Annotated in this window: 12 protein-coding genes; all 12 read left to right on the top strand. The window is 46.6% G+C overall.

The genetic code is table 11. The annotated features are described in order from the left end of the window. Window positions 1–338 precede the first annotated feature (338 nt). Window positions 339–755, top strand: a complete 417-nt coding sequence (locus OEV42_20795) for a GNAT family N-acetyltransferase (protein MDH3976708.1) — start codon at window positions 339–341, stop codon at window positions 753–755. Window positions 756–958: 203 nt separating this feature from the next. After that, complete coding sequence (locus tag OEV42_20790; GenBank protein MDH3976707.1) at window positions 959–1747, top strand: formylglycine-generating enzyme family protein; 789 nt, start codon at window positions 959–961, stop codon at window positions 1745–1747. Window positions 1748–1887: 140 nt separating this feature from the next. Next, on the top strand, window positions 1888–2331 hold the full coding sequence (locus OEV42_20785) for an endonuclease domain-containing protein (GenBank protein MDH3976706.1): 444 nt from the start codon (window positions 1888–1890) through the stop codon (window positions 2329–2331). A gap of 282 nt (window positions 2332–2613) precedes the next feature. Next, window positions 2614–2859 (top strand): AbrB/MazE/SpoVT family DNA-binding domain-containing protein, encoded by a 246-nt coding sequence (locus tag OEV42_20780; GenBank protein ID MDH3976705.1) that lies wholly within the window; start codon window positions 2614–2616, stop codon window positions 2857–2859. Next, window positions 2859–3227 (top strand): type II toxin-antitoxin system death-on-curing family toxin, encoded by a 369-nt coding sequence (locus OEV42_20775; protein MDH3976704.1) that lies wholly within the window; start codon window positions 2859–2861, stop codon window positions 3225–3227. Before OEV42_20780 ends, OEV42_20775 begins: the two co-directional genes overlap by 1 nt. Window positions 3228–3421: 194 nt before the next feature. Further along, the gene (locus OEV42_20770) at window positions 3422–4105 is read left to right on the top strand and encodes a thermonuclease family protein (protein MDH3976703.1); all 684 of its coding nucleotides are present in this window, start codon (window positions 3422–3424) and stop codon (window positions 4103–4105) included. Window positions 4106–4377: 272 nt separating this feature from the next. After that, complete coding sequence (locus OEV42_20765) at window positions 4378–4809, top strand: hypothetical protein (GenBank protein ID MDH3976702.1); 432 nt, start codon at window positions 4378–4380, stop codon at window positions 4807–4809. Window positions 4810–5265: 456 nt separating this feature from the next. Then, the gene (locus OEV42_20760; protein MDH3976701.1) at window positions 5266–6420 is read left to right on the top strand and encodes a dipeptidase; all 1155 of its coding nucleotides are present in this window, start codon (window positions 5266–5268) and stop codon (window positions 6418–6420) included. Window positions 6421–6544: 124 nt separating this feature from the next. Next, the gene (locus OEV42_20755) at window positions 6545–6808 is read left to right on the top strand and encodes a prevent-host-death protein (GenBank protein ID MDH3976700.1); all 264 of its coding nucleotides are present in this window, start codon (window positions 6545–6547) and stop codon (window positions 6806–6808) included. Continuing rightward, window positions 6808–7083, top strand: a complete 276-nt coding sequence (locus tag OEV42_20750) for a plasmid stabilization protein (GenBank protein MDH3976699.1) — start codon at window positions 6808–6810, stop codon at window positions 7081–7083. Before OEV42_20755 ends, OEV42_20750 begins: the two co-directional genes overlap by 1 nt. 89 nt (window positions 7084–7172) lie before the next feature. Beyond that, window positions 7173–8111 (top strand): tRNA-dihydrouridine synthase, encoded by a 939-nt coding sequence (locus OEV42_20745; GenBank protein ID MDH3976698.1) that lies wholly within the window; start codon window positions 7173–7175, stop codon window positions 8109–8111. 93 nt (window positions 8112–8204) lie between these two features. Next, window positions 8205–8602, top strand: a 398-nt coding sequence (locus OEV42_20740; GenBank protein MDH3976697.1) for a YaiI/YqxD family protein, incomplete at its 3' end; no start/stop codon positions are given.

The raw sequence follows: 8602 nt of genomic DNA, 5'->3' as shown, positions 1-8602 counted from the left end.
AGGTGTGCATGCTTAAGAAAGAAGAACATCGGAAAGCCGTATGCGGGAGAACCGCTAGTACGGTTTGATGAGGGGAGGCTGTGAACCATGTCTTATTATCGGCAGGTTCGCTGCCTTCTACTCTAAAAGTTAAGTAGCTGAAATTAATGATTAAAGGCTCAAAAAAAGGTCCAAATAAAGGCTTAGAAGGCCCATTTGAGGGTTAAAATGGGGGTTTTAAGAAATAATGGCAAAAGCGAAAAGAAATTACATACAGTAAAAAGGGGAAAGTTTAGTTTAACGTTGCAAACTATGTAAACCTATCCGGCTAAGATTCAAATCCCAAATAAGGTACTTGTATGAAATATTCAATATCAACGGAAAAATCAAAGTTAAATGTAGAAGAAATCCACAATTATTTATGTCATAAATCCTATTGGGCTAAAGGTCGGACTTTAGAAAATGTTAAAAAGTCTATTGATAATTCTATTTGTTTTGGCTTGTATGATGCGGAAGACAAGATGTTAGGTTTTGCCAGAGTGCTTACTGATCATGTTGTCTTTGCATATTTAATGGACCTCTTTATTTTTGAGGAGTATCGAGGTAAGGGCTTGGGCAAGCAGTTAGTGAAACATATCGTTGAACACCCCGACTTACAGGTAAGATTCTGGTTTTTAGCAACCGCTGACGCTCATGGTTTGTATGAGAAATTTGGATTTTCACCTTTATCTGACCCTGAGAGATATATGTTTAAGAGGGATGAGAATTACTGCTAGAAAATAGGAGGGGAGTTTAAAAGATTCCCCGCCTTGATAACGGATTTACACCCTAAAGGGTACAAGTGCCCCCTGAGGGTAGGGGTGGTTGTATAATCGGCAACTCTTCAAATGTTTTTTTATGGGTGGGAGCTTTTTACCACCCCCAACCCTTTATGCTCGGATGGGTGCTCCTAAAATAGGAGGGGAGTAAGGACTTAACCATGAATCAATTAGCAGAACCATTCCCACCAACATGGGCGAGCGACGGGGGTGAAGAGGGCGTAGGGCTCTGGGTAAGCCTCACAGTCGACAATGTGTGCCAGGGTTTTCGCTGGATTCCACCGGGGCGGTTTTTGATGGGATCACCTGAGAGTGAGAAGGGCAGGGATAGTGATGAAATACAGCATGAAGTGGTTCTCAGCTCCGGTTATTGGCTGGCCGATACACCTGTGACACAAGCCTTGTGGAAGGCCCTTATGGGAGATAATCCAAGTGACTTTAAAGGCATGGAACGCCCTGTGGAAAATGTCACCTGCCGTGATGTACAGCGTTTCATAGAAAGACTTAATGAATCAAAGGATGATCCGGGCTTCAGGCTGCCCACAGAGGCAGAGTGGGAATATGCATGCCGTGCAGGGACCTTGACACCTTTTAGCTTTGGTGCTTATATCACTACTGAGCAGGTGAATTATAATGGAAATTATCCCTATGGAACTGGTGCGGAAGGTTTGTATCGTGAAGAAACGGTTGACGTCAAAGCATTACCTTCCAATGATTGGGGACTCTATCAAATGCACGGCAATGTATGGGAGCTTTGCAGCGACAGGGTTGGTGAATACTCCAGGGAAAAGCAAATCGACCCTCAGGGCGCTCAAACCGGTGAGGCCCGTGTCATACGCGGCGGCAGCTGGATCACCCGCGCTCACCGCGTGCGCTCTGCCTATCATAGCAGCTGGAAACCTGATGAATGCGGCGGCATTACCGGTTTTCGTCTTGCTTTAGGTGGATAATGGGGGGGGTTACCACCCCCAGCCCTTTATGCTCGGATGGGTGCTCCTAAAATAGGAGGGGAGTTTAAAAAATGTTCCCCGCCTTGATAACGGATTTATGCCCCTTGAGGGTAGGGGATTAAGGGGTGGTTGAACAATAAATGAAATTTATGACTAAAGATAATCCAATCCACAATCGTTCAATCCTTAAGCAGCGAAGAAAGGATCTTCGCAATGGCGCAACATCTGCTGAAAAGAAATTATGGGCGTGTTTACAGAGAAGTGCCCTTGAAGGTCATAAATTTCGGCGACAACATAGTGTAGGTGCATATATCCTGGATTTCTATTGTCCGGCAGAGCGGCTCGCTATCGAGTTGGACGGTGATTCTCATTTTACAGATGAAGCGATTGAATATGATAATGAAAGAACGGGATATCTTAATGGGTTAAATATTCGGGTATTAAGGTTTATGAATAGTGATATTTATGATAATCTTGATTCTGTCTGTGAGAGAATTCTTGAGGAAATAAGAAGGCCTGCTATATTGCCTGTTGGTGGTGATTTTACCACCCCCAACCCTTTGTGCTCGGATGGGTGCTCCTAAAATAGGAGGGGAGTTTAAAAAATATTCCCCGCCTTGATAAGGAGGGGCTAGGGGTGGTTGAATAATCAACTGCTCTTCAAATGGTTTTTATGAGGTGGAGATTTTACCACCCCCGGCCCTTTATGCTCGGATGGGTGCTCCTAAAATAGGAGGGGAGTTTAAAAAATGTTCCCCGCCTTGATAAGGAGGGGTTAGGGGTGGTTGAAAAAGAAAATCATCGCCTGATTTGACAAATGGCTTCTTGTGTTATAACATCGTAATAACTATAGCAGGAGGTCTTCTATGCAGCGAAAGATATGTCATATAGGAAACAGCCAGGGGGTTTCCATCCCTAAGGAGATGCTGGAAAAGCTTCATCTGAGTATCGGAGCGGAAGTGGATGTTGAACTGGACAATGAAGGGCAAAGGATAATTATTGTACCCAGGGTGAAGGAGTCTTCCTATAAGGGTATCGATAAAGAGTTTGCCTGTCAGGTAAATGATTTTATCGAAGAGTACCGCCCTGCACTTAAAAAACTTGCCGAGTAATGTGCTCACTCACTCCTGAACAGGTCCTTTTCATCCATTATCGCCTCATTGAAGAGACGGGGGGGAGACATGGCGTCCGGGATCTTAAACTTCTCCTCTCTGCTCTCGCAAGGCCTGATGCGACCTTTGACGGCAGCGACCTGTACGGTGATATATTCACAAAAGCCGCTGCACTTATGCACGGTATGATAAAGAATCACCCTTTTGTTGACGGCAACAAGCGAACGGCTATTACGGCCTCTTCCCTTTTTCTTCTGCGAAAGGGCTATAAACTGGAGACTTCTAACGACGAATTGCACAGCTTTACTCTAAAGGTTGCGTCTGAAAATATTTCCATTGAAGAAATTACCCGGTGGTTCAGGAGTTAATCTGTCAAATATTAGATTTTTACCACCCCCGAGCCTTTATGCTCGGATGGGTGCTCCTAAAACAGGAGGGGAGTTTAAAGGTTCCCCGCCTTGATAACGGATTTATGCCCCTTGAGGGTAGGGGATTAAGGGGTGGTTGAATAATCAGCCACTCTTTAGATACTTATTTTATATTTTAAAACTGGAGGAGAATTATGAAGTTTAAACAGGTATATTTATTAACACTTTTTTCTTTTTTTCTCTTCTCTTCTACGGCTTTTGCCACCGGATATGAGGGCCTGGTCGTTTCTCTTCCTTTTGTATCCAAAAATAAGAAATATACAGACGGTGACACGGTGGAAATACTTTTCCAGGGCCAAACTTCAAGAGTCAGACTTGCCAATATCGATGCTCCGGAGATGGATCAACCTTCCGGTTCAAAGGCCAAGGAATTTCTTGACAGCTTGATTGCCGGAAGAGTGGTTTGGGTGGTTGAGCACGGCATAGATGAGAATTATGTACCGCTTGTTCGAATTTACCTGGACGAACTTGATATTAATAAATTTATGCTTGAATATGGATTCGCCTGGTATACCAATGAATATAGCGATGATGCCGAACTTCTCACCATAATGGAAGAAGCCAAAAGACTAAAAAAAGGGATTTGGTCCTTCCCTGACCAGGTACCGCCCTGGGAATGGCGAAAACGTAAACGTGAAAAAAAATCATCCGGCAATACAACTGATTTTAATTGCGGCCAGAAACGCCGATGCTGGCAAATGGGGAGTTGCGAGGAAGCCATGTTCTATTTGAATACCTGTGGCGTTACTTCTCTCGATGGCGATCGTGACGGGGTGCCTTGTGAGAAGATTTGCAGAAAGGCCGAGAAAGGCATGTAATTTTTTTACAACCCCCGACCCTTTATGCTCGGATGGGTGCTCCTGAAACAGGAGGGGAGTTAAAGTTCCCCTCCTTGATAACGGATTTATGCCCCTTGAGGGTAGGGGCCAGGGGTGGTTGAATAATCCATTTCCCTTCCTTTGTTTTTTATAGGGTGAAGCCTTTACCACCCCCCGCCCTTTATGCTCGGATGGGTGCTCCTGAAACAGGAGGGGAGTTTAAAACAGAGGGATCGTGTCAAGCTAACTAGTTAAAAAAAGGAGCTTATTCCATGCGCATTTACCTTTTAATATTTGTTCTTATAACTCTCTCCACCATTTCCTGTGCCGTAGGCCCGGACACTGAAAAGAAATCTAAATTAAATTATCTGAGTGGCGAACATTATGAAGGGCAGGGCAGGGTGGGGCCATTCCCCGTGTATGTTGAGCGCAAAAAAGTCAGGACGCTTCTTGAAGGGTATATCACTGTCAATGAATATACCCCTTTAGGGCATACAAAACTGCTGTTGCAAAAAGATAATAAAACGATTTTGGAAACGAGAACAACTCAGAAGGGCTTATTTAAATTTCATGATTACCTGGAAAATGGGAAATATATCATAAAAATAAATTCTGAATTATTAGAATGGCAAGAAGAGATAAAGGTAGACAGCTATGAATTAAAAGACTTGCACTTCAATATAGAAAGATTAACCCAGGAATAATTGGGGAAGAAATTGCGGGTGGGATCGGACCAAGTCAACCCATTGAAATCAAATAATAAATCCCTGAAAATGGGCTCTTTTTTGCTCTTAACGGCGATTATTTTCCTGATGATTGATTTCAGAAATACGCTAAGGCACGGGAAATATATAAGCTTTTACCACCCCCGGCCCTTTATGCTCGGATGGGTGCTCCTGAAACAGGAGGGGAGTTTTTTGGATAGGATGCAGCGATACGTGAAGATCATACCACCCCCGACCCCTCCTAATATAGGAGGGGAGCAAGAGCGCCAAAAATCCCCCGCCTTGATAACGGATTTATGCCCCTTGAGGGTAGGGGCCAGGGGTGGTTGAATAATAAACTGCCCTTCAATTGCTTTTTTTATGGGGTAAAGCTTTTACCACCCCCCGCCCTGAAACTGTCAGATCAATACAAAGACTTATAAAAAGGAGTTCCCCTTGAAACCTTATATAAGTTATTTAACGCTCACTTTGATGCTCTTTGCCGTAAGCGGTTGCGCTTCCATGGCAGACCGGCTCATTAACCGTGTCAGAATCAAGCCTCCCTACCGTGCCGGTCCCGCTGCCCAAGCCTTGCACCGAAATCTCTTTATTGTCGATCTTCATGCCGATACGCTCCTGTGGAAGCGGGATATCCTTGTCCGGTCGTCACATGGACATGTCGATCTGCCCCGGCTCAAAGAAGGGCAGGTGGGACTTCAGGTTTTTTCTGTGGTCACCCAATTTCCTCTCTTCATTAAACTCGATGGCAACAGTGAAAGCCCCGATGCCATAAAGACCCTCACAAAGTCTCATGACTGGCCCAAAGAGACCCATTCAAGCCGCATGGCGCGCGCCCTGTATCAGGCCGAAAAACTGCACAATAGCGTCAGGGCCTCTAATGGTGAACTGGAACTGATTACCGGCAGGGATAAACTGGAAAACCTGATATTAAGACGCAGCCAGGGGCAAAGCGTGGTGGGCGCCATGCTTGCCCTCGAGGGCGCTCATGCGCTGGAGGGAAAACCGGAAAACCTGGATCGACTTTTTGAGGCGGGCTTTCGTATTCTCGGTCTTGCCCATTTTATTGATAACGAGCTTACCGGCTCTGCCCATGGAAAGAAAAAAGGCGGCTTGACGCCCCCTGGAAGGGAGGTGGTGAGTCGTGCTGAAGAGTTGGGAATGATTATCGACCTGGCCCATGCCTCACCGCAGGCTATCGACGAGATTCTAGGCATAGGGGGTAGTCCGCTTATTGTCTCTCATACCGGTGTCCGCGGCACCTGTGATACGGTGCGGAACCTTTCAGATCATCACTTGAAGGGAATCGCCGCGAGGGGAGGGGTAATTGGAATCGGCCTCTTTAAACATGCCGTATGCGGAAAGAAGCTCCAAGATACGGTCAAGGCCATGCGCTATCTTGCCCTCTTGGTCGGCGTTGAACATGTTGCCCTCGGGTCGGACTTTGACGGTTCTACGGCGGTGGTAGACGCCGCCGGTCTGGTGCTTCTCACGGAGGCCATGATTCAAGCTCATTTCACGGAAGAGGAGATAAGGGCCATTCTTGGCGGAAATATGCTGCGTTTATTTGAGAAGACACTGCCCGAAAGTTGACTTTTTAGGGAAGGCTCTAAGTTCATGATCTTTCTATACATAGCGTTAAAAAAAACTTGTAACAGCAAACCGGCAGAGCTATACTTAAACCAGTACTAAAATAGATACTTATGGAGGTATTGTAATGAATACCATTGCAGCGCAGGAGATCAAGAGACGGGGCATTTCGGCTGTTGATGAAAAACTGGGTAAGGGCCCTGTTCATGTTATCAAGAATAACGAGCCCATGTATGTCGTCCTTTCAGAAGAGCGCTACCAGGAGCTTGTGAAGGCCGAAGACAACGCTTATGTAGCAGGCGTAAGGGAGTCCCTTGAGGACTACAAGGCGGGGAGGATAAAGAAGGGGAGCGCTCAAGACCTGATTAAGGAACTTGGGCTCCATAAATAATGTATAGCCTTGTATGGACGGAACACTTTACCCGATCGGCTAAAAAATTCATGAGGAAACACCCCGAAGTGAAAGTAAAATTTGCCGACACACTCCGTGACCTTGAAACCGATCCGGCTAGCCCACACCTCAAACTCCATGCCCTTTCCGGCAGATTAAAAGGGATCCAGGCCGTCAGACTTACCTATAGCTTTCGCATTACGCTTACCATCAAAATCGTTGAAGAGGAGATTATTCTCCTCCACATAGGGAGCCATGACGCCGTTTATCGCTAGTGAAAAGGCATCATGCTTGTTATTGACGAACAAAGATTAGATCTGCAAAAAATAAGACATTCCCCCTTTAATCTGATAAAATAGCGGCCATGAAAATTATACTGGCCCCAATGGAGGGGCTTCTTGACGCTTGCATGCGTAACATTCTCACTGAGGCAGGGGGCTTTGATCTCTGTATGACCGAGTTTTTGCGTGTTACGACCAGAACAGAGCCGCTGAAAAACTTCAGACGCATCTGCCCTGAACTGGATAAAGGCTGGCGCACTTCTTCTGGAACGCCTGTCGTGCTGCAGTTGCTGGGCGGCGTGCCCGGGGCCATGGCGGCCAATGCGGCGCGCGCCGTTAAGCTGGGCGCTCCAGGGCTCGATATAAATTTCGGCTGTCCCTCAAAACTGGCTAACCGCCGAGGCGCCGGGGCCGTTCTGCTGAAGGAACCCGGCAGAATTTATGACATTATGAAAGCCGTCAGGACCGTTGTGCCTCAAGGTACAGGCCTCTCCGCCAAGATAAGGCTCGGTTATGACGATACAAGCCTGCTGTTTGAAAACGTCACTGCCATAGAGGAGGCAGGCGCTGATTTCATCACTGTCCATGCCCGCACAAAGGCCGATGGCTTTAATGCGCCTGCAAGGTGGGAATGGCTTGCAAGGATAAAGGAAATGAGTCACATACCTATTGTTGCCAATGGCGACATAAACAGTGTGGACGATTACATGAGGTGCATTGATATAAGCGGCTGCAAAGACGTCATGATAGGGCGGGGCGCCGTCTCTTCTCCGGGACTGGCCCGGGAGATAAAGACTTGTCTGGCGGGAGAGAGGCCCCGAAAGCTGGCCTGGACGGAGGTGCATACCTTACTGACGGGAATGGCGGAAGCGAGAAAAGAAACAAAGGATGACCGCTTTATCGCCATGCGTGTAAAGCAGTGGCTTGTTTATCTGAAGAAGGAATATAAAGAGGCGGGGCAGTGCTTTAAACATGTCGGTCCTATCAATGAATACTCTGCTATGGAGCCGCTTCCACTTTGATGAATCAGTTGCAACTTACAAGTTACAAATCGTCTAAAGCCTTTTTAAAGGGTCCTTTTTATTATTAACCCTTAGCAATTGACAATTTATAATATGCAAATATGGGTTGACGCCGACGCCTGTCCCAGGGTTATCAAAGAGATTTTATTTCGTGCCGCCAGGCGCCTGAAGATCACTATTACGCTCGTTGCAAATCAACCGATGCCGGCGCCACCTTCACCCTATATCAAGACCATCCAGGTGACTGCCGCTTTTGACGCGGCAGATGATGAAATCGCCGGACATGTCAAGGAAGGTGATCTCGTTATTACGGCGGATATTCCCCTGGCGGCATCGGTCATAAAAAAAGGGGCCTTTGCCCTTAATCCCCGTGGGGAACTCTATACGGAAGAGACGATTCATGATCGCCTGTCCATGCGCAACCTGATGGATGAATTGCGAGGAGGCGGCGAAATTTTAGGTGGACCTTCATCCTTCAACCGGAAAAACAG

It is taken from the genome of Deltaproteobacteria bacterium (assembly GCA_029860075.1).
Classification (GTDB): domain Bacteria; phylum Desulfobacterota; class JADFVX01; order JADFVX01; family JADFVX01; genus JAOUBX01.
Note: the sequence above shows the minus strand (reverse complement) of the source record. Positions and strands in the feature narration are given on the sequence as shown.

Coding starts and splice junctions, on each gene's coding strand:
- OEV42_20775 (MDH3976704.1), top strand. CDS start 2,859: ATGTGCTCACTCACTCCTGAACAGGTCCTTTTCATCCATTATCGCCTC.
- OEV42_20795 (MDH3976708.1), top strand. CDS start 339: ATGAAATATTCAATATCAACGGAAAAATCAAAGTTAAATGTAGAAGAA.
- OEV42_20745 (MDH3976698.1), top strand. CDS start 7,173: ATGAAAATTATACTGGCCCCAATGGAGGGGCTTCTTGACGCTTGCATG.
- OEV42_20750 (MDH3976699.1), top strand. CDS start 6,808: ATGTATAGCCTTGTATGGACGGAACACTTTACCCGATCGGCTAAAAAA.
- OEV42_20785 (MDH3976706.1), top strand. CDS start 1,888: ATGAAATTTATGACTAAAGATAATCCAATCCACAATCGTTCAATCCTT.
- OEV42_20755 (MDH3976700.1), top strand. CDS start 6,545: ATGAATACCATTGCAGCGCAGGAGATCAAGAGACGGGGCATTTCGGCT.
- OEV42_20765 (MDH3976702.1), top strand. CDS start 4,378: ATGCGCATTTACCTTTTAATATTTGTTCTTATAACTCTCTCCACCATT.
- OEV42_20790 (MDH3976707.1), top strand. CDS start 959: ATGAATCAATTAGCAGAACCATTCCCACCAACATGGGCGAGCGACGGG.
- OEV42_20780 (MDH3976705.1), top strand. CDS start 2,614: ATGCAGCGAAAGATATGTCATATAGGAAACAGCCAGGGGGTTTCCATC.
- OEV42_20770 (MDH3976703.1), top strand. CDS start 3,422: ATGAAGTTTAAACAGGTATATTTATTAACACTTTTTTCTTTTTTTCTC.